Annotated in this window: 23 protein-coding genes and 1 tRNA gene; 12 read left to right on the plus strand and 12 right to left on the minus strand. The window is 35.3% G+C overall.

Annotated elements, in window-relative coordinates:
• Nucleotides 1-71: 71 nt before the first annotated feature.
• Nucleotides 72-452 carry an ASCH domain-containing protein gene (locus HMPREF2660_RS09935; protein ID WP_070487020.1) on the minus strand — a complete coding sequence of 127 codons (381 nt, stop codon included), beginning with the start codon at nt 450-452 and terminating at the stop codon, nt 72-74.
• Between the two features lie 113 nt (nt 453-565).
• The gene (locus HMPREF2660_RS09940; RefSeq protein WP_070487022.1) at nt 566-3,067 is read right to left on the minus strand and encodes a TonB-dependent receptor; all 2,502 of its coding nucleotides are present in this window, start codon (nt 3,065-3,067) and stop codon (nt 566-568) included.
• 133 nt (nt 3,068-3,200) lie between these two features.
• Between HMPREF2660_RS09940 and HMPREF2660_RS09945 the strand changes: the two genes are divergently transcribed.
• Together HMPREF2660_RS09945 and HMPREF2660_RS09950 are read left to right on the plus strand one after the other, a co-directional pair.
• Nucleotides 3,201-3,524 (plus strand): hypothetical protein, encoded by a 324-nt coding sequence (locus tag HMPREF2660_RS09945; RefSeq protein WP_141743591.1) that lies wholly within the window; start codon nt 3,201-3,203, stop codon nt 3,522-3,524.
• A gap of 152 nt (nt 3,525-3,676) precedes the next feature.
• A tRNA-Ala gene (locus tag HMPREF2660_RS09950) sits at nt 3,677-3,750 on the plus strand.
• A 281-nt stretch (nt 3,751-4,031) separates the two neighbouring features.
• Here HMPREF2660_RS09950 and HMPREF2660_RS11250 read toward each other — a convergent pair.
• The gene (locus HMPREF2660_RS11250; protein WP_083299130.1) at nt 4,032-4,148 is read right to left on the minus strand and encodes an integrase core domain-containing protein; all 117 of its coding nucleotides are present in this window, start codon (nt 4,146-4,148) and stop codon (nt 4,032-4,034) included.
• Between the two features lie 91 nt (nt 4,149-4,239).
• Between HMPREF2660_RS11250 and HMPREF2660_RS09955 the strand changes: the two genes are divergently transcribed.
• Nucleotides 4,240-4,551: a YbaB/EbfC family nucleoid-associated protein gene (locus HMPREF2660_RS09955; RefSeq protein WP_013598435.1), complete on the plus strand. Its 312-nt coding sequence runs from the start codon at nt 4,240-4,242 to the stop codon at nt 4,549-4,551.
• Nucleotides 4,552-5,014: 463 nt separating this feature from the next.
• Here the strand turns inward: HMPREF2660_RS09955 and HMPREF2660_RS09965 are convergent, their stop codons facing one another.
• From HMPREF2660_RS09965 to HMPREF2660_RS09980, 4 genes are all read right to left on the minus strand, one after another.
• The gene (locus tag HMPREF2660_RS09965; protein ID WP_013598437.1) at nt 5,015-5,599 is read right to left on the minus strand and encodes a WG repeat-containing protein; all 585 of its coding nucleotides are present in this window, start codon (nt 5,597-5,599) and stop codon (nt 5,015-5,017) included.
• Nucleotides 5,600-5,604: 5 nt separating this feature from the next.
• Nucleotides 5,605-7,200 carry a type VI secretion system amidase effector protein Tae4 gene (locus HMPREF2660_RS09970; RefSeq protein ID WP_070487028.1) on the minus strand — a complete coding sequence of 532 codons (1,596 nt, stop codon included), beginning with the start codon at nt 7,198-7,200 and terminating at the stop codon, nt 5,605-5,607.
• A gap of 113 nt (nt 7,201-7,313) precedes the next feature.
• Nucleotides 7,314-8,426, minus strand: a complete 1,113-nt coding sequence (locus tag HMPREF2660_RS09975) for an ABC transporter permease (protein WP_013598439.1) — start codon at nt 8,424-8,426, stop codon at nt 7,314-7,316.
• Between the two features lie 3 nt (nt 8,427-8,429).
• Entirely contained in the window at nt 8,430-10,511 is a 2,082-nt protein-coding gene (locus HMPREF2660_RS09980; RefSeq protein WP_255356450.1) for a carboxy terminal-processing peptidase, read from the minus strand.
• Between the two features lie 204 nt (nt 10,512-10,715).
• Between HMPREF2660_RS09980 and surE the strand changes: the two genes are divergently transcribed.
• The gene (gene surE, locus HMPREF2660_RS09985) at nt 10,716-11,483 is read left to right on the plus strand and encodes a 5'/3'-nucleotidase SurE (protein ID WP_070487031.1); all 768 of its coding nucleotides are present in this window, start codon (nt 10,716-10,718) and stop codon (nt 11,481-11,483) included.
• A 61-nt stretch (nt 11,484-11,544) separates the two neighbouring features.
• Here surE and HMPREF2660_RS09990 read toward each other — a convergent pair whose 3' ends face one another.
• A complete protein-coding gene (locus HMPREF2660_RS09990; protein WP_070487032.1) occupies nt 11,545-12,729 on the minus strand; it encodes a tetratricopeptide repeat protein in 1,185 nt (394 codons plus the stop codon).
• A gap of 15 nt (nt 12,730-12,744) precedes the next feature.
• On the minus strand, nt 12,745-15,339 hold the full coding sequence (gene gyrA, locus HMPREF2660_RS09995) for a DNA gyrase subunit A (RefSeq protein ID WP_070487034.1): 2,595 nt from the start codon (nt 15,337-15,339) through the stop codon (nt 12,745-12,747).
• A 292-nt stretch (nt 15,340-15,631) separates the two neighbouring features.
• Here gyrA and rpmH point away from each other — a divergent pair, with 292 nt between their 5' ends.
• From rpmH to HMPREF2660_RS10010, 4 genes are all read left to right on the plus strand, one after another.
• Nucleotides 15,632-15,787, plus strand: coding sequence for a 50S ribosomal protein L34 (gene rpmH, locus HMPREF2660_RS10820; RefSeq protein WP_013598444.1), 156 nt, complete (start codon nt 15,632-15,634; stop codon nt 15,785-15,787).
• A gap of 81 nt (nt 15,788-15,868) precedes the next feature.
• Nucleotides 15,869-16,570: a cell division ATP-binding protein FtsE gene (locus HMPREF2660_RS10000; protein ID WP_013598445.1), complete on the plus strand. Its 702-nt coding sequence runs from the start codon at nt 15,869-15,871 to the stop codon at nt 16,568-16,570.
• Nucleotides 16,571-16,653: 83 nt separating this feature from the next.
• On the plus strand, nt 16,654-17,775 hold the full coding sequence (locus HMPREF2660_RS10005) for a hypothetical protein (RefSeq protein ID WP_070487036.1): 1,122 nt from the start codon (nt 16,654-16,656) through the stop codon (nt 17,773-17,775).
• A 17-nt stretch (nt 17,776-17,792) separates the two neighbouring features.
• Entirely contained in the window at nt 17,793-18,614 is an 822-nt protein-coding gene (locus HMPREF2660_RS10010; protein ID WP_070487037.1) for a 2OG-Fe(II) oxygenase, read from the plus strand.
• 17 nt (nt 18,615-18,631) lie between these two features.
• On the opposite strand, the gene HMPREF2660_RS10015 is transcribed toward HMPREF2660_RS10010, so the two are convergent.
• Entirely contained in the window at nt 18,632-19,750 is a 1,119-nt protein-coding gene (locus HMPREF2660_RS10015) for a glycosyltransferase (RefSeq protein ID WP_013598448.1), read from the minus strand.
• A 340-nt stretch (nt 19,751-20,090) separates the two neighbouring features.
• Here HMPREF2660_RS10015 and kdsA point away from each other — a divergent pair, with 340 nt between their 5' ends.
• The 4 genes from kdsA (at nt 20,091) to HMPREF2660_RS10035 (ending at nt 23,655) form a co-directional block, all read left to right on the plus strand.
• Entirely contained in the window at nt 20,091-20,900 is an 810-nt protein-coding gene (kdsA, locus tag HMPREF2660_RS10020; RefSeq protein ID WP_070487039.1) for a 3-deoxy-8-phosphooctulonate synthase, read from the plus strand.
• Between the two features lie 186 nt (nt 20,901-21,086).
• A complete protein-coding gene (hemN, locus tag HMPREF2660_RS10025) occupies nt 21,087-22,448 on the plus strand; it encodes an oxygen-independent coproporphyrinogen III oxidase (protein WP_013598450.1) in 1,362 nt (453 codons plus the stop codon).
• 62 nt (nt 22,449-22,510) lie between these two features.
• Nucleotides 22,511-23,047, plus strand: a complete 537-nt coding sequence (hpt, locus tag HMPREF2660_RS10030) for a hypoxanthine phosphoribosyltransferase (RefSeq protein ID WP_013598451.1) — start codon at nt 22,511-22,513, stop codon at nt 23,045-23,047.
• A 17-nt stretch (nt 23,048-23,064) separates the two neighbouring features.
• A complete protein-coding gene (locus tag HMPREF2660_RS10035) occupies nt 23,065-23,655 on the plus strand; it encodes an adenylate kinase (protein ID WP_070487041.1) in 591 nt (196 codons plus the stop codon).
• 83 nt (nt 23,656-23,738) lie between these two features.
• Here HMPREF2660_RS10035 and HMPREF2660_RS10040 read toward each other — a convergent pair whose 3' ends face one another.
• Together HMPREF2660_RS10040 and HMPREF2660_RS10045 are read right to left on the minus strand one after the other, a co-directional pair.
• Nucleotides 23,739-24,476 (minus strand): hypothetical protein, encoded by a 738-nt coding sequence (locus tag HMPREF2660_RS10040; RefSeq protein ID WP_141743592.1) that lies wholly within the window; start codon nt 24,474-24,476, stop codon nt 23,739-23,741.
• Nucleotides 24,477-24,567: 91 nt separating this feature from the next.
• Nucleotides 24,568-25,758: a C1 family peptidase gene (locus HMPREF2660_RS10045; protein ID WP_070487045.1), complete on the minus strand. Its 1,191-nt coding sequence runs from the start codon at nt 25,756-25,758 to the stop codon at nt 24,568-24,570.
• Between the last annotated feature and the right edge of the window lie 10 nt (nt 25,759-25,768).

Genomic DNA, 25,768 nt, shown 5'->3' on the forward strand with positions numbered 1-25,768 from the left:
AATTGTCTTTGTACTCCTAATCTATAAACAACTCAGCTAAATATTTAAAATGTTAAACAATAATTATTCATTTATGGTCTAGAAATGATTTCGCCTAAGCTATACTCAATAATAGCCGCATAATAATCTTTACCCTTTTCATCTTGTAAAATAATCAATTCACCTGTTTCTTCATCTACTAATAAAAATATATCTGCCCTTTCTACTTTCACCACCATTCTCGGGCGTGTACCTTTGTACGCACCTGTAAGAAATGTTATTGTGTCATATTCAACGGGCAGAATATTGCCCGTTTCTTCATCTTCGATTACATAACCCTCTTCATCTACCCGACAATACCTGTGCACGTTTTTAGGTCTAATTTCTCTTGTTTCTATTTTCTTTGTGCCTGCAAGTATCTCATCAAAATAAACTTGCTTAATGCTTAATGTTAAATTTTTTTTCTTACTCATAATGTTGATTTTCTACAAAATAAATAAATGATATTCAGAATAAAGAAAAAATCCCTACTGTAAAGAAATTTTTCTTGTTAGTAGGGATTTGTTAGTTTATTCGGCACTATGGTTTATTCTGGCATCATTTCATCTCTCATACCACCGTTATCATCCATATTGTTTTGGCGATCGCGTTGTTTCGGTTGATTAGCTTTTAGACGATACGTAAAGCTTAGATTAATCATTCGAGTGTTCCAACGCATTTCAGATTCTGTTAAGAAATCATTTCCGTATGAGGTAAAAGCACGTTTACGAGAATCGAAAACGTCGCGTACATTCAGGGTAAATGTTCCTCTTCCTTTCAGGATATCTTTGGTTAGCGATGCATCCATACTAATATTTGCGTTTACATCTTGTCGAGCATTTTTTGTTTTTCCGCGGTACATTCCGGCCAATTGAAATCCGAAGTCTGCCGGAAGCTTAAAGTTTGATGAAAGTCTTGCAAAAGAGCTTATTCCGTCACCTTTGAAATTGAAGTTTTCGGTTACGTTATGTTCGCTACCGTCTGCTTCTCGGTAGGTATATGTATAATCGATTTCTCCTTTATCATCATATCCAAACACGTTGATGCTTCCCATTAGATTCCACCATCTGAATGGGCGGTAAGTAAATGTAAGGTCTAATCCGTAACGATCTTGCGTTCCTAGATTAATTGGCAAACTCTCGAAATATTGTCCGGCATTGTAATTCAGATTACGGTAAACATCGGTCGAACGTTGGTAATAGATATTTGGTGTAATCATCAATTTACCGATATTGGTAATGTACGATAATTCGATAGCATTGGTATAGGTTGGGTTGATGTCTGGATTTCCTTTTCGGATGTTTTGGTCATCACTATAGGTGAAATAGGGTAATAAGAAGAACGACATCGGGCGTCGAATTCTACGAGAATAGCTTAATTGTAATTGATTTTTTTCGTTGAACTCATAGTTTAGGGTTGCTGACGGGAACCAATCAACATACTCTTTATTAATGGTTTTTTTCAGAGTTTCATCCTTGATTGTCATATCCGAATATTCCATACGAACTCCTGCAAAGTAGGTAAATTTTCCGATAGTATTTCCGTACTGCGTATAGGCTGCATACACATTCTGGAAGTTGTCTACCTCTGCATTGAAGCCAGGAATCTGTGTCCACAGATTATCTATTAGTCGAGTAGCTCTAAAGGTTGTGGTGGTGTTTTCTATGTTTCCGCGAGCACCTAATTCAAACTTTCCTTTTTCACCTATTGGTTTCACATAATCGGCAGATATCGTTACCGATTTATAGTTTTCGTAACTACTTGCAGCTTCTTGACGGATTTGTCGAGAATTTCTAAAGTTGCGTAAATCTGCTTCTTCATCTTCTTTTGCATACGACATACGTGCATTTACTGAGAATTCATGTCCTTTATTATCAAATTTGTGCGTGTAGTTGAAATCCGCATCGATATTGTGTTCGATTTCATCTTCATTTTGTTTTCTTACCTGATCATAAAAAGAAAATTTATCATCGTTGGCATAGGTATATAAAATGTTACTCAAGGAGTTTCCGTTATTGAAACGGTATCCTGCAGAGAAAGTAAAGCTATTTTTTGGGTCTAAATAATACTCGAAACCAGCACGAAAATTAAAGTTTCTTCTGATTCGGTCATTATTCCTTTGCGTTTCGCGGTAGCTGTACAGAATGTCATCATACCCAACTTCATCGTTTCCTATTCGTTCTTCTCTGGGATTGTAGAAAGTTGTTTTCACCGAGCTTTCACCTTCTCTTTTCGAGTATCGGAAACCGAAATTTGTAAAAAGATTAATTTTATTGGTGCGATAGTTAAGATTGGCATTAGCTCCTACCGATTCTGGAGTTCCGGCATTGGCTGTGATGGATCCGTTGAAGCCGTTGTTCGATCCTTTTTTCAGAATAATATTGATGATTCCAGCAGAACCAGAAGCTTCGTATCGGGAAGAAGGATTGGTGATTACTTCTACTCTCTCTACATTTTCTGATGGGATGTTTTTCAATGCTTCGGCAGGATTAGAAATACCTAACATCCCCGAAGGTTTACCATCGATCAGAAATTTAACGTTTTCATTTCCTCGGAGCGACACATTACCTTCTGTATCTACTTGTACCGATGGGACGTTTTGTAGAGCATCAGACAAGCTTTGTCCTTGTGACATCGGGTCGTTGGCCATATCGTATACTTTTTTGTCGAGCTCTACTTTGTAGATAGGCTTTTCTGCTACAATAGTGGCGGCTTGTAGAGAAATCACTTCTTCTGCAGCGAGCGGAATGTTTCCTAGATTAAGGGTTTCTGTTACACGCACTTGCTTTTCTATTGTAGAATAGCCCAGTGCTTCTATCACAAAAAGATAATCTCCTTGGGGTAAATCGTATAGAAAGTCTCCATTTGCGTTGGTAATAACCTCGGCAATATAGCCAGCTTGATTATTTTCTATAATCACCGAAGCAAATTCTATTGGTTTTTGTGTACTGTTGTTGGTTACTTTTCCAGTTACTTTAAAGGTGTCTTGAGCCATTACATTAATCGCAAAAAAACTCAAGATAATCCAGGATAAATTTTTGATACTCATATTATTTTATATAATCTTGAGTATTTTAGACAAGTTAATACAGAAAAGGTTTAATGCACGAATAAATTTTTTATCATAATTAAACCTTTTTACCTTTACCTTGTCATAAGCGTAGAGAATTAATATGACAATTATGAATTGTAAAATAAAGTTAATGGTCTTGATGGGTGTTTTTGGCGTATCAACCTCGGTTCGAGCACAAAACCCTGTAAAATTAGAAAAGCATTCGATGACCAAATTGAAACAAGAATTAGACTTATCGGATGATCAAATTAATCGTATCAAAAAAATTCATGCTTCGTATGCGGATGAGAAAGAAGAATTGCGCAAGAAAATGAATGAAATTCGTGCGAAAGAAAAAGCAGAAATTGGTCGTGTTTTGAGTGCTGACCAACTTAAAAAGTTGGAAGAGTTGAAGGCAAAGCATCATCGGTCTCGTAAACCAATGCAAAAATAATTTTTCTCATTGTAGAGAAGATTATTAGAGGATATCAGCTTGTATCATCTGAAGAATTTTATTTTCTTCGGATATATACTGGGTGGTTGGACTAGAGAAAAAACGAAAAGTTTGTATAATGTAGAAAATTATTCTATTTTTGTCGGCGTACTGGGGAATTGGCGCAGCTGGCTAGCGCGTTTGACTGGCAGTCAAAAGGTCACGGGTTCGAATCCCGTATTCTCCACAAAACACACTGTATATCAGTGAATTATAAAATACTCGGACTATATCAGGGTCTTTATCCTAATTTTAGTCTAAGTTTTCTTTTGTATGACGTATCCAAGTTCAGAGAAATAAAAAAGTTGTGTAAGCTACTTTTTTTTGTTACCACTGTAAACTTAATAATTGTTATTCATTAATTTCAAATTGATTAGGAGATTTATACCTCAATGATTGATGCGGTCTTTGGTGATTGTATTCCCATTGCTATTAGGTTACTTTTAGTTCCACTTGTTGTATTGAGTCCTAGATGTAAGGATTTAATAGTTCTTCTCTGTAGCTTCGGTTGATTTTTTCGATCAGTGCGTTCTGGGTTGGCTTTCCAGGTTGGATGTAATGGATTTTTACTTGATTTTCCTTTATCTATTCTAAAAATAAACATAGACTATTCACTCTTTTGGTTATATTTGATGTGGTTATATTTGCAAGTAGAAATTATAAAATAAAGATATTTATGTTTGGAAATTTAATGGGTATGATGGAAAAACTAAACGGAATAAAAGAAAAGTTTAGTGATCTGAAAGAAGAATTGGATAACGATCTATTTATTGCAAAATCTATTTCTGGAAATGTGAAAATTACCATGTCGAAATTTGCTACCATCAAAGATATTGAGATTGCAGAAGGTTTGGACAAAGAACAATTGGAAGATGAATTGGTTTTGACGCTGAATCGTGCTTTGGAGAAAGTGAAAACCGAAGCGATGGAGAAAGCAAGAAAAACAGCAGCCGAAAATATGCCCAATATTCCTGGCTTACCTTTTTAAAATATAAATCCACTTCGATCGAAGTGGATTTTTTTATTGTATAACATGTTCGAAGAATAATTTACCGCTCGTATATTTTTTAGGTTCAATTTTTAATATTGCATCATATGTGCCGTAATAATCAATGTTTTTAAATATTGTGTCAACTTTTCCATTAATAATTTCTGGATATCCGAACAAATGAATCTTTATAGTATCACTAATTTCACCTTTAATTTTACATAATGGGTTGTATAATTATCTTTTTTATTGGGTCTTAAAGTATCAAATTTCAATTTCGAAAAATCGGTAACCTCAAATTTATGCACTATTCGCTGTCCAAAAAGTTCATGATACCAATATCCAACAAAAACAAGTAACATTACGAACAGAACTGAAAAGTTAATAAGGATTGGTTTTTTCATTAACTATTGATTTATAAAAAAAATATCTTTTTTATTAAGTATATTAAGCTTTTAATCTATTACAGATTTATGTCTTTCCAATTAATTTCTTTTTGTATTTGGTCAAAAGTATAGTTGCTTATTTTAATAATTTTTCCATTTTTATCAATATATCCATATTGATTACATTTAATACTTGATTCAGAACATTTTTTGCCTACAATAGCATAACCATTATTGAAACTTGTGGCAAAATCAAATTTTGGTTTTATAATAATTTTACCACATTCATTTGCAAAACCTATTTTATTATTTTTACCAACAATTCTGATTCTATCTTCAATTAAATAATCTGGCCAAGGTTCATTAGGAATAGTATTATATACTTCAAATAGAATATTTTCATTGAAATCTATAGCACTCCAGCCTTTTTTTCCTTTTATTGAAAAAATAGCAAAATATGCATTTTCATGAAATGTAAGACTAACTATATATTTATTAGGATTTAGTTTTTTGGTTATTCCATTTTCTGCTATTAACATATAGTTTTCCGAGACAATATTATCTGTACGTACCAAAGTAAACTTTTCTAATTTACATTGAGCATTTCCTTTTGTAAAAGGGAAGAAAAATAAAATAAGGTAAAGAAATATTATCTTTTTCATAGTAATTAATTTAACACCCAAATTCTTATTGATTTAACACCTCCATTAGGAGTAGTGTAAGCACCTCCAATACATTTACCATTTATAATTGTATCAACATGACCAGAATAATGAATTTGAGAAGGATATTTATCATTTATAATTACGTAAATACCATTTTTATTTTTTAGTAAATCGGCCACTTTTTTAGGGTCATTTGCATCGGCTCCTTCTAGTTTATGAGGAGTGTCTCCGAACTTTTGAATCATAAATTTATTAAAAGAAACAGCATCTAATATATAATTTTTTCCGTCTCCTCCTTTTTGAGTTCTTTGTGTGCCATTATAACGAAGTACAGGAATGTCAAAACCTGAATATAATAAACCTCTAGAGCCTCTAATAGCACAAGCATTATTGTATGCATCTCTCTGGTTTAAATGACTATCCCAAAGAGAGCCTCCTGCTAGTTTATAAGCCTCAGAAGTAGGTAATTCTGTATAATTTGGAGAACTACCTTTTTTAGGAAAATTATTTAAAAAAGTATTAAAACTAGGTAATGAGGATTGTTGAACAGGCGTATCAAAAGTGATAAGATTAGGATCCACTACAGGATGATTTTCAGTTTCTATTTGCTTTTTAAAAAACCAATTTTCTAAATAATCCCAACTAATATTAGGATTTTGATTAAAGAAATCAGAGCCTAAAGCAAATAAAACATCCAAATCTTGCGGGTTTTGATTAAAATAATTTTTTGCTTGATAATTAACATTTAAATAATCAATTGCCCATTTGATAAAATCTTTGGATTGATTAGAATAACCATTAGCACTTAATAATTGAAGAAATTTATTAGAAATATTAGGATTTTCTATAAGCCAATTAATTTCTATAGTAGAGAGGTTTATGTATTGTGCTAAAACATTAGCGCTGGAATAATTAGAGTTGTTTCCTTGACCATCTAATGGATCTGTAGGGATCCCTTCGTTCATGCCTCCTCTCGGGTCTTCACCAGAAGGACCACCAGTGCTGACTCCTCCACAAGGTACTAAGGCATATGCTGGTTTTTTTGTTGCTACACATTCGTGCCATTCTTCTTGATTAGATGCTGTATGCATACCTTCACTACATTCGAATATTGCAATACATAAACTTTCAGAATGTTTCACATTTATATTATTCTCAGATATTTGTTTTACTTTTACTTGTAAACCTTCATTGTTAGTAGATTGATTAAAGTTCGGAGGGTATTCAACTAAAAAAAACCTATTATTGTTAGGTGTACTTTGTATAATAATGTTTCGAAAGCCGTTAGTCAAACTGTCTTCATTAACTTTGAATGTATAGGTGACCTGATAATCAGTGGTGATAGATACAATCTCAGTAGTGTCTATATTTATAGTGTTATTAGATTTTTTAAAAAATATATTGTCAAATTCTTTGGAGAGTTTGGTCTCTTTATTTATTTCTAAAAAAGTTTTATAGGAAATAATTTCTTTCTTTTTAATTGGGTTTTTACTGTGTGAGTGATTTTCAGATTCCTCAATAATATCATCTAAATCGTTTTCACATGAATAGTGTACAAATAAAATAGATAATACTAACAATAGGATAATTTTCTTCATAGGTTAAGTTTTTATTAGGTTTTCCTCAAACCTAAATAAAAATATTTAATTAAAAAATAAGTTTTAATCTAAGGCTTTAAAGAATAGATTTCAATATTTTCAAGTGGATTTTTTTAATCCTTAATGTCCATTACATCACGTAAAACATTCCCGAAAATATTGAAGCCTAAAACCAAAAACATAATGGCTAAACCTGGTAGAATCGCTAAATGTTGTTTGCCAAGAATTATGTGACTATAATGTTCTTTGATGATATTACCCCAAGATGGCGTTGGTGGCTGCGCGCCGATACCTAAGAAACTAAGTCCACTTTCTACTAAGATTGCCGAGGCAAAGTTGGCTGCAGAAATCACGATGACAGGTGCAATGACATTGGGGAGAATCTGATGAAAAATAATTCGGTAATCTGAAAAACCTAGAGCACGAGCAGCTTCTACAAACTCTTTTTCTCTAAAAGATATAAACTGTCCACGCACAACACGGGCAACTTCTACCCACATGGTCAATCCTACCGCAATAAAAATTTGCCAAAAACCTTTCCCAATTGCTAAAGTAATTGCGATGACCAATAAAAGCGTTGGAATCGACCAAACGACATTGATGAGCCACATGATGAGGTTGTCTAACCAACCACGATAATAACCTGCAAGTGCGCCTAAACTTATCCCGACAACTAAGGAAATGAAAACAGCAACAAAGCCAATTAGAAAAGAAATTCTTGTACCAATTACCAAACGCGAAAAGAAGTCTCGTCCGTAACTATCGGTACCCAGAAAATAAGTTTTCTGGAAAATATATTTTTTTTCTATTTCGTTTATCGGTATGTGGTGATGTGTCCAAATGTCGAGTGGAATTTCTACTTTTTCGCCTTGTAAACCCTCGCCAAGAAAAGGAATATACGTAACTTTTTGCTTGTCGATCGAATAACTCACAATGCTAATTTGTTCCGAATCGATTTCTTTCCCGAAAAACAAATCGTGAATAGAGTAGGATTTCGTATAGTTTTCGAGCGGAATTTCGAGGGTCAATTGTTGGTATCCCATCGGTGCGTAGGCAATTGTAAGATCCTGACGATTGGCATTTTTAGTTTTGTCTGTTGCAATAAAATAAGCGAAAACAGTAACCAATGCTGCTACTGCTATAACAGCAAAAGAAAGAATCCCGAGAGGATTCTTTCTTAGTTTTCTGATTGTTGTCGCTGTAAAAGAACCTTGATTGTTCTCCATTCTTTATTTTCTTAAATCGCGTAAAACATTAATCGACTCTTCTACATAAAGATCTTTTTGTAAACCTTTGTGCCAGTTTTCTCGTCGAGTTTTCAACACTGTGTCGTTTTTAGTCAATGCTTGTTCGCGAGCAGTATTCGAGAAAGTTAAATTGTTTTTGTATTTGTCTAAAACATCAAAACGTTCGATTGATTTTTCTCGTTGTTCTCTGAATTTTCTGTATTCTTCTATATTTAGAGGTATAGTTTTGGTGTTGTCTAACGATTTCATAAGTTTTGCACTTTCGTCGATTAACTTCAGGTTCTGATTGTTTGCAAGACGAGCTTTACTTTTATCGATAATCATTTGTAAGTTGATTGTCGGTTTCCATTTTTCTACATTGAGAGCAGCAATCTGATCCCATGGTAAAGCTTCTTTTTTAGACCCTTCACTGATCTCGCTATAGGTAAGTTGATCGACCATTGCGATGTCAGAATTTACGCCACGTAGTTGGGTAGAGCCTCCGTTAACGCGATAAAATTTTTGGATTGTTAGTTTAATCGCTCCTAGTTCATCTGTACGATTTTGTTGATCTACCGGGAAAATAGTTTGTACCGTGCCTTTCCCAAAAGTCTGTGGACTACCAACAACTACTGCACGACCATAGTCTTGCATGGCAGCGGCCAAAATTTCCGAGGCCGATGCAGAGAGCTCATTTACCATCACAACCAGCGGACCGTCATAAGCAATCGAAGGGTCTTTGTCTTCGTGAATTTTCATCATCCCATCACTTCTTTTTACCTGAACAATCGGGCCGCTTTTGATAAACAATCCGGCAATTTCGATTACTTCTTCAAGTGAGCCACCTCCGTTGTTACGGACGTCGAAAATAAGTCCTTTGATGTCTTCTTTTTTCAGTTCATTGATTTCTGCCAATATATCATCCGATGGGTCGCGGCCTTTGTTGCCATTCATGCTGGTATAAAATTCTGGCAGATAAATAATTCCGTATTTATCTCCTTTTTCGTCTGTAATGACAGCAGATCGTGCGAAAGTTTCGTCGTATTCGATCACATCGCGCACAAGGTTAATAATTTGTTGAGAGCCGTCTTTTTTCTTTACTGTTAGGATAACTTCGGTTCCTTTTTTACCACGAATTAGGCGGATTGCTTCGTCGAGTAACATCCCAACAATATTTACAGCTTCCCCTTTTTTACCTTGAGCAACGCGCATAATTTGATCGCCAACTTGTAGTCGTCCATCTTTCCAGGCTGGCCCACCTACAACCAATTCTGCAATGGTTGCATAGCCTTTTTTATCTTGTAATTTTGCACCGATTCCTTCTAATTGTCCAGACATTAGAATGTCGAAATCTTCTTTATCGGTCGGTGAATAATACGCAGTGTGCGGATCATATTGTTCGGTGAAGCTATTCATGTACATAGTGAAATAGGCTTCTCGCTTACGTTTTTTGATTCGTCTGAAATAATCAGATATAATATCTTTTACTTGGTTACGTGCAATTTTTTCGACTTCGCTAAACGGCGTTTCTTTGGTGATTTTAGAGGCTGGAGAATCGTCGGCCAAAGGATCATTATTTTTTTGGGTAATCGAATCTTTTTTTGCTTTTTTGGTTTCATCCAAATCATCTTGCATCGAAATGATTTCGAGCATTACGTTGTATTTTAAATATTGACGCCATCGGTCTTTCAGCTCTGTATGAGTTTTTGCATAACCAATGGTTTTAGGGTCCAAGGCAAAATTTTCTTTTTTGGTGAAATCCATTGGTTTTTCGAGCAATTCTTGTGTATATTTTTCTACTTCTTCTATTCTTTTGTAGAGTGTATCTACAGTTGCGAAATAGAAAGTGAGATCTTCGTTGTTGAAGAAATCGTCTTGTTTGTGAATATCTTTTTTGAAACTCTGAAAGTCAGAATCCAACAAAAAACGTTTTCCTGGATCGATGTATTCTGAATATTTGTAGAAAACTTTTTCAGAAAAATTATCGTTTATGTTTGCTGGTTTATAATGCAGATATTTTAATGTTGTCCGCGTGTTTCGAATAATTTTTTTATAATTTTCTTCATTTTCTTTATCACTTACCAAGGGTTTGCAAAAGCAAAAAGCTAAGAAACACATAGAAAAAAAGGCAAGTAGTATAGAGGTCTTTTTTATTAACATAAAATTTTTAAACACTTATAATTCAGTTTGGGTTATTATTTAATAATATTTTCAATACTCAAATATAGAACCAAAAAAATAAATACCAACTCAAATCTTTACATTTGTAGTAAACATAAAAAATAGACAATGAAAAGACCTTTAATTTTAGTTACTAATGATGATGGGATTACAGCTCCTGGGATTCGAGCATTGATTGATATGGCCAAGGAGTTTGGTGATATTTATGTAGTTGCGCCAGATAGTCCGCAAAGTGGTATGGGGCATGCAGTTACTATTCATTCAATCATTCAAACTGAGGAGGTTTTGATCGAGGATGACACACGCAAAGAATTCTCTTGTTCTGGTACGCCTGTGGATTGTGTTAAATTGGCGGTAAGTAATATTTTACCTCGTCGACCAGATTTATGTGTTTCAGGGATTAATCATGGATCCAATTCATCAATCAATGTAATTTATTCTGGTACGATGTCGGCAGCTGTAGAAGCGGGGATAGAGGGGATTCCAGCGATTGGTTTTTCTTTACAGGATTTTTCTTACAATGCCGATTTCGAGGCGGCTCGAGAGTATATCCAAAAAATAATAAAACAAGTCCTGAATAATGGTTTGCCAAAAGGTGTAGTGCTCAATGTAAATATCCCGAAACTGCCAAAAGAAGAACTGAAAGGCATAAAAGTTTGTCGACAAGCCGATGCCAAATGGATAGAGGAGTTTGATAAACGTGAAGATCCACGAGGTAGAACGTATTATTGGATGACAGGTGAGTTTAAGAATTTAGACAAAGGAGAAGATACCGATGAGTTTGCTTTATCACAAGGTTATATTTCGGTTGTTCCGGTTCGATATGATTTGACAGCACATCATGTTTTAATGGAACTCAAAAACTGGGACTTATAATATTGTATGGTAGAATAAAAAAGGAGCGTTAATAGCTCCTTTTTTATTGATATTAATTTATTTATTTAGCAAGACTTTGTTCCAAAGCTCTAAATTCATCTTCTTTCGCTGTATTACCTGTTGCTTTGTAAGCAGAAATTAAATATTTAATGAATTGTAGATTATTTTTATCCAATTCATGAGCTTTCACTAAATAAGGTAAGGCTTCGTTATAAGCATCTTTGCGTTTTTTCGTGTACTCTTCGTATACTGCACGTTGAGTTTTGCTCGTACCTAAATTATTATTGATTTTATCTACGTATTCTTTCTCGTTCGATAAAATAGCCAAAGCCATGTTGATATTAGATTCTAAATGATTAGGATTTACAGCTAGTGCTTGTTTTAGGGTTTCTTTGGCTTTTTCTATTTGATTATCTTGTAAATATAACGTCCCTAAATTATAAAGTGCCGAAACATCTTTTGGGTTGTTTTTTACATTTTGCTCTAGCTGAGACGTCAACTGAGAAGTATTCCCGCTTTGTTGATAAATCGCTGTGGCTAAATTCGTAATATCCGCATCCGAACTATATTTGCTAAGTGCTTCATCTAATAGAGGATCGGTTGTTTTGGTACGGTAAAGATTGTTCAGACCTAAAATATATAAGTCGCGGTTAAGGTCTTTAGGCTGTACATCAGAAATTCCAGTGAAATTAACAGCAATTAATTCTTTTACCAAGGCTAATGAATTGGCATAATCGTCTGCATTGTAATACGAAATGGCTGCTTGGTATTTGTATAAATCATCCGATACGCCCAAAGCTTTGGTAAGATTGTACACATCGATAAATTGTGGTGCTGCTTTTTTATAATCTTTGTTTTTTAAGGCTTCGTTTGCACTTTTCAAAGTTTCGTTTGCTAATGTAGAAACCTCAGAATTAATCAAAATTCCATACTTTTGTGTGAGGTCTTGCGATTTTATTTTTCCGTAATTTCCTTTTGCTACTGCAGCATCAGCTTCGGCTTGTGAATAATAATACTCGTCTTTTTTGGTGTCTTTGTTTCGTACAATAAATACTTTTCCGTTTTCGTATTTGCTAAGTTCTGCCAAGTTTTTGGCTGCTGCAGAAATGTCTTTGAGGGCTAAATTTTTTTTTGCGTCATTGTAGACTTTTTCTGCAAGTTTCGCAGGTTCTGTATTCAAATCTTGTGCAAATGAGAAGCTTCCCATTAAACAAACAAAACTCAAACTTAAAATTATTTTCTTCATAAATAAGACTTTTTGTTACTCTTCGGTAGGGGTTTCGTTATTATTTTCTTCCGAAGAGATTGTTGTGTTTTTGTTATTTTGATTATCTCCTTCAATCATTGTACCACTTTGTTCTTGAGCTTGGCTTTCTTCATTTTCTTCTTCTACGTCTTCGTCGACTTCTACCTTAGCAATTGCTGCGATTTCATCGTTCTTTTTCAGATTGATCAATTTCACTCCTTGTGTTGCTCTACCCATTACGCGGATTTCACTCAATCCGGTTCTGATTGCTACACCCGACTTGTTGATAATCATCAAATCATTATCATCTGTCACCGATTCTATAGCGATTAGTTTTCCTGTTTTTTCGGTAATGTTGAGGGTGGTAACTCCTTTTCCTCCACGATTGGTTTCGCGATAGTCTTCTATAGATGTACGCTTACCGTAACCTTTTTCAGAAACAACTAAAACGGTTTCGTTTTCCATGTCCGATACGACAATCATTCCTATAACTTCATTGTCTTTGTCGTCTCCTAAATTGATTCCTCGAACGCCCGAAGCGGTTCTTCCCATTGGTCGAACTTTTTCGTCTTCGAAGCGGATTGCTTTTCCGTATTTAGTAGCAATCATGATTTGGGATTTACCATCGGTCAATAAGGCTTCTAACAAGGTGTCGTCTTCTCGTATCGTAATTGCATTGATACCGTTGATGCGTGGGCGAGAATATGCTTCTAGACTAGTTTTCTTGATAATGCCATTTTTCGTAACCATGATTACATAGTTATTGTTAACATATTCTTCATCCATCAAATCATGGGTGAGTATGTAGGCTTTTACTTTGTCATCAGGTTCGATATTGATTAGGTTCTGGATAGCTCTTCCTTTTGATGTTTTTGAGCCTTCTGGAATTTCGAAAACTCGCAGCCAGAAACATTTTCCTTTTTCGGTAAAGAATAACATGTATTGATGGTTGGTTGCTACCACTATGTATTCTAAGAAATCTTCATCACGGGTAGTTGCTGCTCGGTTACCAACTCCTCCGCGTGATTGTTTTTTGTACTCGGTTAGTGGAGTACGTTTTATATAGCCTAAATGAGAAATCGTCAGAACAACATTATCATCCGGGATAAGGTCTTCTATATTAAGGTCACCACCAGAATAGTCAATTTCTGATCTTCTTTCGTCGGCATATTTTCTCTTAATTTCTTCTAATTCTTCTTTGATAATGCTGAAACGTAAATCCTCGTCACTTAAAATATTTTTCAAGTATTCGATGGTTTTCATGATTTCTTCATACTCTGCACGGATTTTGTCTATCTCTAGACCAGTCAACGTACGCAGACGCAACTCGAGAATAGCACGAGCCTGAATTTCTGATAGATCAAAAGCAGTCATCAAACTCTCTCGAGCAATTTCTGGCGTTTCGCTTTCACGGATTATTTTAATTGCTCGGTCTAAGTCATCTTGTGTGCCGATGACCTTCATGTATCCTTCTAAGATATGTGCTCTTTCTTGGGCTTTTCTTAGTTCGAATTCAGTTCTTCGTACCACTACCTCATGACGATGATCTACAAAATGACGAATCATGTCTTTTAGGTTCAATTGTTCAGGACGACCATTGACCAATGCAATATTATTGATGCTAAATGATGATTGTAGTTGGGTGAATTTGTATAACTGGTTGAGAACAACGTTTGGTATAGCATCCATTTTTAGAACATATACAATGCGCATTCCTTGTCTGTCCGATTCATCACGAATCTCAGCAATACCATCCAGTTTACCATCTTTTATCAGGTCAGCTGTTTTCGCAATCATATCTGCCTTGTTTACCTGGTACGGTATTTCTGTAACAATGATACAGTCGCGCCCATGAACTTCTTCAAAATTTGCTTTCGCTCGCATTACTACTCGACCACGCCCCGTTTCGAAGGCTTGTTTCACTCCATCATAACCATAAATAATTCCACCGGTCGGAAAATCTGGCGCAGTAATATGTTTGCTCAATTCATCAATCGAAATGTCTCGATTATCGATATAGGCAACGGTTCCATCGATGACTTCGCCTAGGTTATGGGGTGCCATATTGGTTGCCATCCCGACAGCAATCCCAGAAGCTCCATTCACCAAAAGTGTAGGAATTCTAGTAGGAAGAACTGTGGGTTCATAAATGGTATCATCGAAATTAAGCTTAAAATCAACTGTTTCTTTGTCGATATCAGCCAATAACTCATCGGATATTTTTTGTAATCGCGCTTCTGTATAACGCATTGCAGCAGGTTGGTCACCATCTACCGAACCAAAATTCCCTTGACCATCTACCAAAAGATAGCGCAACGACCATGGTTGGGCCATACGTACCATAGTATCGTACACAGAAATGTCCCCATGTGGGTGAAATTTACCTAAAACTTCTCCAACGATACGAGCAGATTTTTTATACGCACGATTAGAAAATACGCCTAATTCATACATTCCGAATAATACTCTTCGGTGAACGGGTTTCAAACCATCGCGTACATCTGGTAGAGCACGAGAAACAATAACCGACATCGAGTAGTCGATGTAGGCAGACTTCATTTCTTCTTCAATATTGATAGGAATTAGTTTTTCTCCTTCAGTCATATTCATATATTATAAGGGTGCTAATTTACAAATTTTTTATGGGATTTAGGGAAGAAGATTTTTGGAAACTTCAGAGTTTATTAATAAAATAAAACAATCTTTTTGTTGGTTAATGATAAAAAATGTCTAATTTTGCAGATGAAATTTTCTAGATATGGCGAAAAAAGCTTTACAATATCGCTTCCTGTAAGGCTTAGCGATTAAAAATGAAGAAAATTTCTAATTTTTTATCATAGTATTAGAAAATAAAAGTATATTTGCAACCCCATTCGAGTAATGGATCCCAAACTTTGAAAAGATGAAAAGAACATTTCAACCAAGTAACAGAAAGAGAAGAAACAAACACGGTTTTCGTGAGCGTATGTCGACTAAAAACGGTCGTAGAGTATTAGCAAATCGTAGAAAAAAAGGCAGAAAAGCATTGACGATTAGCGAAGTTAGAGCTAAACGATAATAGCTTCTATTAATAATTTTAAAGCTTGAGAGATAATCTTTCAAGCTTTTTTTGTTTATATTTGTTTATCAAAGAAGAAGAATGTCAGAAATAACGAATGTAATAGAAATCGAAAATGCATCAGTTTATCAGCGTAATCATTTGGTGCTTAGTGGAGTAAATGTAAGGTTGCAAGAAGGTGAATTCGTCTATCTTATCGGTAAAACTGGAAGCGGTAAAAGTAGTCTTTTGAAGGTTCTTTATGGTGATTTACCATTGGAGTCTGGGAATGCTTCTGTTGTAGGATATGATCTGAAAAAACTGAAAATTAGTAAAATACCAGATTTACGACGACATTTAGGGATAGTGTTTCAGGACTTTCAGTTACTTACTGATCGAAGTGTCGAACAAAATCTTACTTTTGTCTTACGAGCAACCGGCTGGAAAAATTCTCAACAAATAAAAGATCGTATCGATTTTGTCTTGGATAGTGTGGGGATGTTGTCTAAGAAAAAAATGATGCCTTTCCGCCTTTCAGGAGGTGAGCAACAAAGGGTTGCTATTGCGCGTGCTTTGCTCAATTCACCCTCGCTCATTTTGGCTGATGAGCCAACAGGAAATTTGGATCCAGAAACATCGAACGAGATTATGAATCTTCTCTTGTCGGTATCTAAGCAGAACAATTGTGCTGTGCTGATGGCTACACATGACTATGATATAATTCGTAAACACCCATCGAGAATGTTGAAGTGCGAAAATGGAAGAGTAATCGAATTGACACCCGAAATGCTAGATGTCAATTAAAATAAAATAAAATCACCATCAATATTTATAGAAAGAGTTTACATTTGTGTAGACTCTTTTTTTTGTACACTAAAACACAAGTCATGTACCGTGATATAACCTTGCATTTTGTAAGTATGGATAAACCTTACCCGCCAAATTATGGGGGAGTAATTGATGTTTTTTTTAAGCTGAAAAGCTTTCATGATTTGGGTGTGAAAATTTATTTACATGTTTTTGGTTTTGATAATAAACTACCAAAAGAGTTGGCTCAGTATGCCGAAAAAGTATTTTATTATCCTATTAAACAATACCCGAAATATTTTTTTCGGAAAGAGCCTTTTTCGGTTGCTTCGAGAAATGGAAAATGTTTATTAGAAAACATTTTGTCAATCAAAGCTCCGATTTTTTTCGAAAGCATGAAAACTACAGACGTTTTACGTTTTCCTGGTCTAGAAGACTATCCCAAGTTTTTGCGTTTACATAATATCGAACAAAATTATTTCGACGGTTTGTCTAGAACAGAAACCAATCCAATCAAAAAACAATTATTTCATCAAGAATCGAAAAAGTTTATTCGATACGAAGCGATTCTAGGGCAATTTGATGAGGTGTTTACATTATCGAATTTCGAACAAAATTATATCAAAAAAACTTATAACAAAGGAACCTTTGTGCCTGTTTTCCATGGAAATGAGAAATTTTCTAATCTGAAAGGTTTTGGTGAATTTGCTTTGTATCATGGTGACTTGCGAGCGGCCGATAATCGTGCGGCAGTAACTTTTTTGATAGATGTTTTTTCTCAAACCGATTATCCGTTGTGGATTGCCTCGAGTATAAAGGAAGATTGGGTGAAAAAACAAATAGGTAATCGACCTAATATCCGATTTGTTCGGTTGAGAGATTTTCAGCATTTGATCGAATTATTTCACCGTGCACATTTCAATCTGAGTTGGTCTTTTCAGGAATCTGGAACGAAGCTGAAAGTTGTCAACGCTTTGTTTAATAGTCGTTTTTCGGTGATTAATCATAATGTGATTGATGATAAACGAATTGCTAAAATGTGTGTGCAAGTAACTACCAAAGAAGAGTTGCTTCAGGTAATAGAGGATTTGAGAAATCGAGGGTTCGATGCATCAGATGACTATCGACTTACCTTAGAAACATATTTGAGTGATCGGAATAATGCAGAAAAGATTTTAGATTCAATTTTTTCTTACCTTTAGAGAATAATCCCGTCAAGATGAAAAGAAAAGAATTTGCAGATCTGATAGTAGAGAAAATCGAACAAAATAAAAAATCGATCAAACAACAATACGATCAGTCAAAAGATAGCATTGGTTATTTTTGGGTAGATGATTTATTGCCAGAAGAATGGGCTATGCAAATTAACGAAAAATTCCCGACCAAAGATAAAATGGTTTTGAAGAAAAGCTTAAAAGAAGATAAATATATTGCGGTACAAATGAATGAATACGACCCAATATTAGAAGAAATAATATACGCTTTTCAAGATAAACGTATAGTGGATTTGATTGCCGAAATATGCGAAATAAAACAACCTTTTCCCGATAGTTCACTGTATGCAGGAGGTTTATCTATGATGGGGAAAAACCAATTTTTACAACCTCATTTGGATAATTCCCATGACGCAAAACGGGAGTTATGGCGCGTGCTCAATCTCTTGTATTATGTATCGCCAGATTGGCAAGAAGACTATGGAGGGAATTTAGAAGTGTGGCCAAATGGATTGAAAAATGATCCAATAACAATAGTAAGCCGGTTCAATCGATTAGCGGTAATGGCAACCCATAACGACTCTTTGCATTCGGTCTCTCCAGTGAGGTACGATGGTTATAGGAAGTGTGTATCTAATTATTATTTTTCTAAAGAACCTTTGCGCCAAACCGATTCATTTCATGTAACCTCCTTCAGAGGTAGACCAGATCAGAAGATTTTGGATCAGGTGTTGCAAGTAGATAATGCACTACGGATGGGTGTTCGGAAAATCTTTAAGAAAGGAATCGTAGAAAACCCACATATTTATAAAAAAGAAGAAGAGTAGACATATGTTTGGTTAATCTATACTTTTATTTGCTCGAATATTTCCTTTAGAACCAGCTCTTCATTTTCCCAGCACAATTCATTAGCAGCTAGCATAAGTTGTTCGAGAAAAGGCTCTCGGCCTTTGTTCAAAAGCTCCTTGATTTTGCTCGCTAAATGTTCAGGCGTATGATTTTCAATCAATAAACCTATCTGATAATGCTCGATGATTTTTTTTATTTCGGGTAAAGGACTTCCCAAAATAGGGATTTGCGCCTGTATATAATCAAACAATTTATTGGGAAGTGCATAGCGATAACTCAAACCAAAATCTTCTTCTATACTAAGACCAATCGAGGCCAAAGGTGTGATGGTTTTTAGTAACTCTGGTTTTATTCTACCAAGAAAAAATACCTTATCAGTAAGTTGAAGCTTTTGGGTAAGTTGCTCATATTCTTGTTTCTTTGGACCATCGCCAATAATCCATAACTGTTCATTATCTAGATGACGAAAAGCTTCAATCACTTTATCAATCCCCCGACTCATGTTGATTGCACCTTGGTAAAGAATTACATTTTTATTGGTGGGATTTGGTGGAAGCGGAAAGAAAATATGATTTTGTTTTTGATTTAATCGAATTCTAGTCGGAACATTGCGCACAACTTTTGGTGACACTTGATAGTTCTCTGCAAAAAAAGCTGCATAACTATCACTTACGGTATAGAAGTTTTTTATTTTCGGAAGCAGAAATTGCTCAAGAGTTTTCCAGACTTTTTTAGTTTTCGGTCGATTGTGCAAAGAAGGCAGCTCTGAGAAAATTTCGTGACTATCAAAAACAAGTGGTAAATTTTTCCATTTACTTACCAAATAGAAAGGCAATAAAGAATCCAAATCATTTGCCAAAAGAATTGTCTCTTTATCTACTTTGTTGAGTAAGGTGAAAAGTAGTTTTTTGTTGAATTCTGCATACATGCTCATCGAATGTTGGTTTTTCATTTCGATTAGATGAGTTGCATAAGGCTTGTCGAGTAATGGTTTTCCTTTTAGTGTGGCACCAATTAGTTCTACTTCATACCCAAACTTCAGGAGAGAGCGACAAACTTTGTCTAGGCGTTGATCGGTTTCTATGTTGTTTAAAACGGCAGATAAAATTTTCAAAATTTAAGGTTTTTATAAAAAAGTTATTTCCCTAGTTTAAAAGTAATCTAATAGACCTGTACAAAAAAAAATAGAATTGCATTTAGGATAAGAACAGGCCAGGCTTCGACCATAGCGGCATAAATCAAAAAGTACACACAACCAAAATAGCATTAATAATTCTGATAATGGTAATCTTAGAAAAGAAAAAAGCCAAAATAATGAAAACAGAAGCAAGATAACCGAAAATATCAGCCAACTCTAGGTTCGAGACAAAATCCATACAAACAATAAATAAGAATGATAAAGTACAGACAAATTTATAAAAAATAAGTCGGTAAATTTGCGTAAATTTGCACCTATGATAGCAACTTTATCAAAGATTAAACATAAAGATTCTCCGAATTTTTTTCTTATTGCTGGCCCTTGTGCAATAGAAGATGAATCGATGGCGCTTCGTATTGCTGAAAAGGTAGTAGAAGTGACCGATAAATTATCGATACCGTATATTTTCAAGGGATCTTTTAAAAAAGCAAATCGTTCACGTATTGATAGTTTTACAGGAATAGGAGACGAAAAAGCATTAGAGATTATTCGTAAAGTTGGCGAAACTTTCGATATCCCGACAACTACCGACATACACGAGCCTTGGCATGCAGAAATGGCAGCCCAATATGTAGATGTAATACAAATCCCTGCTTTTTTGGTTCGTCAGACCGACTTGGTAGTTGCTGCTGCAAAAACTGGGAAACATGTTACACTGAAAAAAGGCCAATTTCTTTCGCCCGAATCTATGCTATTCCCAGTACAAAAAGTAACCGATTCAGGCAACCAAAATGTTGCGATTATCGAGCGTGGTACGATGTTCGGTTATGGAGACTTGGTCGTTGATTATAGAGGTATTCCAGTGATGAGGAATTACGCACCCGTAATTTTAGACATTACGCATTCTTTGCAACAACCAAATCAAGCTTCTGGTGTAACTGGCGGAAAACCAGAATTGATAGAAACCATTGCCAAAGCAGGAATTGCTGTGGGCGCAGACGGCTTATTTATAGAAACGCATCCTGATCCAAAATGTGCAAAAAGTGATGGTGCGAATATGTTGCAATTAGATAAACTAGAAGAACTATTAACAAGATTAGTGAAAATACGTCAAGTAATTTTGTAATACACTAATCGATGGCAAAACCTTTAACTAACCGATAATAGGAATATCTACATGGTTTTCTATAGATAAGGTTTATTTTGTTGAGGTTTATTTTAATAATACAGAATAATCAGGAAATCTAGGTACATGATTTTTTCTGATTCATACGACAATATTTCACGAAAGTTGAGATATAAAATAAAGAAAATGAATAATTTAATTCGAAAATATAACATTCCAGGACCACGTTATACGAGTTATCCTACCGTTCCGTTTTGGGACAATGATAATTTCAGTAAGCGCGGTTGGGTAGAAACCTTTCAGCGCGCTTTTGATGAGAGTAACGAAGAAGAAGGAATCTCGATTTATATCCATTTACCTTTTTGCGAATCACTTTGTACTTTTTGTGCTTGCAACAAGAGAATAACCAAACAACATTCGGTAGAAATACCTTATATAGATACCGTTCTCAAAGAATGGAAAATGTATGTGGATTTGTTTTCATCAAGACCAAAAATTAAAGAAATTCATTTGGGAGGAGGAACGCCAACATTTTTTTCTCCGGAAAACCTCAAGAAGCTAATCGACGGAATTTTTGTTTATGCCGATATTGCAGAAGGTCACGAGTTTAGTTTAGAAGGTCATCCAAACAATACAACCAAAGAACATTTGCAAGTTTTATACAATTTAGGTTTTAAAAGAATCTCTTACGGCGTACAAGATTATGACCCAAAAGTGCAAAAAGCCATCAATCGAGTGCAATCCTTCGAAGCGGTGAAAAAAGCAACCGAAGAAGCGCGAGAAATAGGATTTACGTCGGTTTCTCATGATTTGATTTTCGGTTTGCCGCATCAAACGATGAGTGGGATGATCAGAACCATACAATTGACAAGAGAACTAAATCCGGACAGGATTTCTTTTTATAGCTATGCACATGTACCTTGGATAAAGGGGGTAGGACAGCGAGGTTTCCAAGATGAAGATCTTCCATCGCCAGAAGTGAAAAGAGCTTTGTACGAAGAAGGTAAGAAAATGTTCGAAGACATGGGCTATTTCGAAATCGGAATGGATCACTTTGCATTGGAACATGATTCGATGTATCAATCGATGAAGAATCATACCCTACACAGAAATTTTATGGGCTACTCTTCATCCAAAACAAAACTGATGATTGGTTTAGGCGTTTCATCCATTAGCGACTCTTGGTATAGTTTTGCACAAAATGAGAAAACGGTAGAAGAATACGAAGCATCTATTAATAGAGGAGAATTGTCCGTTTTCAAAGGACATATCCTTACCGATGAAGATTTAATTGTTCGCCGCCATATCCTGAATTTGATGTGTAATTTACAAACCTCTTGGAAGCATCCAGAGCAAAAATTCGACGGTTTATCTCAAGCGCTATACTTATTAGAAGATATGGTGAAAGATGGTTTGATAGAAATAAAAGAAAACGAACTGATTGTAAACGAAAAGGGACGTCCGTTTGTACGAAATGTATGCATGGCATTCGATTTACATTTGCTGAGAAATGCACCCGAAACCAGAATTTTCTCAATGACGATTTAATTAAATTGAGAATAAATTTTATTTAAAATATTCAAAATAGTATATTTGAACTTATAACATCTATGAAAGAAATTGAAATACACGGGAAGAGATTTATTCCCTACATAGCATTCGAAGAAATAGAACATGCTATAATCGATATGGCCAACAAAATTTACGATGAATACAAAGACGAAGTTCCTGTATTTGTTGGTGTATTGAATGGTGTAGTAATGTTTATGAGTGACTTTCTAAAACACTATCCTGGAGAATGCGAAATTTCTTTTCTAAAACTAAGTTCGTACGAAGGCACAGAGACAACCGGTAAAGTAAAAATCCAGATGGATATTCCTATTTCGGTAGAAGGCAGGCATGTAATTATTTTAGAAGATATCGTCGACACCGGAAATACTTTGGTAGAATTGCATAAAATTCTCACAGAAAAAAAGGTTAAATCTCTGAAAATTGCTACCTTACTATTTAAACCAGATGCTTACAAAAAAGATCTAGTTGTCGACTTAGTAGGTCTATCTATACCGGATAAATTTGTTGTTGGTTATGGATTGGATTTTGATGGCTTTGGTCGAAACCTTCCAGATATTTATCAAATAAAATCATAAAAAAAATAAAACTCAAAATGCTAAACATTGTATTGTTCGGACCTCCAGGAAGCGGGAAGGGAACACAAGCGAAATTTTTAGAACAAAAATATCAAACCCCACAGATCTCTACCGGAGATTTATTCCGTTATAACCTAAAAAATGAAACTGATTTAGGGAAAAAAGTTCGTGCATACATGGACAAAGGTAGTTTGGTGCCGGATGAAATTACAACCCAGATGCTCAGCGATGAGTTGGATAAAGGAAAAAGCCCGAATGGGTATATTTTCGATGGTTATCCCCGAACAACCTCACAAGCAGTAGCATTGGACAAAATCCTCGCCGAAAAATTCAATGAAGAAGTAACGGTTACCGTAGCTTTGGTTGTAGATGATGAAGTCTTAGTACAACGTCTTCTAGAAAGAGGTAAAACAAGTGGTCGTTCAGACGATGTGAATGAAGAAGTTATTCGTCATCGTATCACAGAATATTATACCAAAACAGCTGAGGTTGCTAAGCATTATAAAGCACAAGGAAAGTGGGTAGAAATCAATGGGGTAGGTGATATCGATGAAATCACCGAAAAGTTAATTGCCGTCATTAATGAAGCAATGATTAAAGAAGATTAATCTCACTACTTAGATTATAAAAATACGCCGAGCAAATATGCTCGGCGTATTTTTTATGCTTTTATGTGATGTTTTGCCACGAATTAGTGGGTTGTTGTTGGTGTATACGTTACTTTCACGGCTTCAACTTCGTCACTATTTGATTTCGAGATGTCTATATTTCTAGGGAAGTTTTCTATTTGATAATCGCTATAGGTAAAATTTGTAATTGCTCCCTTCTCATCTTCGAACGATTTTAGCTGATTTTTATTTTTGGCTAAGGTGTGTAATTTAAAGAAAGTAAAGACCCAAGATGGAGTACGTACATTTCTGAAGTACGAAGCCTGATCGGTATAATAATCAAACGATAATTTCACAGTGCCATCAGAGATCCATTGCGATAAATTCCCGTTAGAATAAGTGAAACTATTGCCTTCGAGATCACCACGTAAACTTCCGTCACTATTAATTTTCAGATAATTGGTTTCGATAACTGCGTTGTGAACTTTTTCTTCAATTTTTATGGTTCCTTCGCTTTCATAGTAAACAATGTATTCTTTCTTAGAATTGTTCAGATCTTCATAGATTACATTGGCCAATTTTTGGTTGATGTAAGTAAAAGAATATTGGTAGAATTCGTCGCCAACATTATAGGTATATTTCGTGATGTTTTTATCGTTATTGTACATAAAAATCTCAGAACCTTTGCCCGCATAGGTAAATTTTTGAGGCATAAGATTAGTTTGCGGCGATGAGTTTTCTCCAGCATTATCATCACTATTACAAGCATTCAGTCCGAAAAAAGAAAGTGCCAATATCGTTAAAATAGCGTAATTTTTCATGGGTTTTCTCTGTTTATTTTGATTGTTATTGATCAAGCTTTCTATACTAACGCAAATAAGTATGGGTTAGTATAGAAAGGGAGACCGAAATTTATTTCAGTTTCGATAGGATAGCTTTGGGTACTGCATCTTTATGAACCAAAATATTCAACGTTTTGTATTCTACATAGGCTTTAGTTACGTACATATATCCTTTATAATCGTTACTTGTTCCCCAAGAATTGCGGATGATGTAATACTCTTTCCCGTTTTGGTCTTTGGCCAAGCCAACAATATGCATTCCGTGATCGTCTGTGGTTTCGTAATTATCGAATGCTTCTTGGCGCATATCTTCGGTGATAGTGCGTTCTGGTTTTGGCCCATTGAACATTTCTTTGCGTTCGGTTTCCGTCATGTCTGCAAAGTTTTTTTCCGGCACATAGGCAATCCCATTTTTCCAACTAAAAGATTTTTCCGATACGTCTTGAGCCCAAGCTACCGTGAAACCATTTTTCAGGGCATTATCGATAATCGTAACGATTTCTTTCAGTGGAACATTCCAATATTCACCCAAAGCCCAATTGTCTGGTATTGGTAGGATAAATTGTTGATAATACGGATAGGCTTTGAACGATGAAATTGCTAAATAATCTTGTGGTTGAATTCCGACGCGTTCCTGAGCAAAGGTTTTTGGTGTGTACCGTTTGCCTTCGTACTCGAAGTTAGCAGGATATTTCCCAAGATAAGCGTCTAAAATTCCGGCATAGGCAGCGGTCCAAGCTGGTGTTAATTTCCCGTTCGGGTTTTTAATAATTCCGTTCAGAAAGCCTTCCATTGCTGCACTCATTTCTGCAAATTGATTATGGTTGGTTCCATAGTTCAAGCCCAAATATACTTCTTGTGGTACGGCACCGTATTGTTCATAAACCCGCATTACATCATGGAAAACTCCACCTTCGCCAAGCGACATTCCTCCATGCAAACGAACATATTGTTTTGCACGATCCATGTAGGCGTTTCTTGCCGTAAATATTTGAGATAATTGGATAGGTTTTTTCCCCATTCTAATCATTTCCGATTCGATGAAAGAATTCCCAGAATACGACCAGCAAGTTCCCGAAGATGCTTGGTTCTGGATAGGCATTTTTGCTAAATTGATGATTTCGGTGAATTGGAATGAGGCTTTACTGTTCTCACTTGCATGATTTTTTAGAGAGTTGACTAAGTCGTCTTGTGCTTGTAGTTGTGTAGAAAAACTCACTGTAGAAGTAAGAACTATGAGCGATAGAATAATTTTTTTCATATTGTTTATT

The organism is Weeksella sp. HMSC059D05 (assembly GCF_001809725.1).
Taxonomy (GTDB): Bacteria; Bacteroidota; Bacteroidia; order Flavobacteriales; family Weeksellaceae; genus Weeksella; species Weeksella virosa.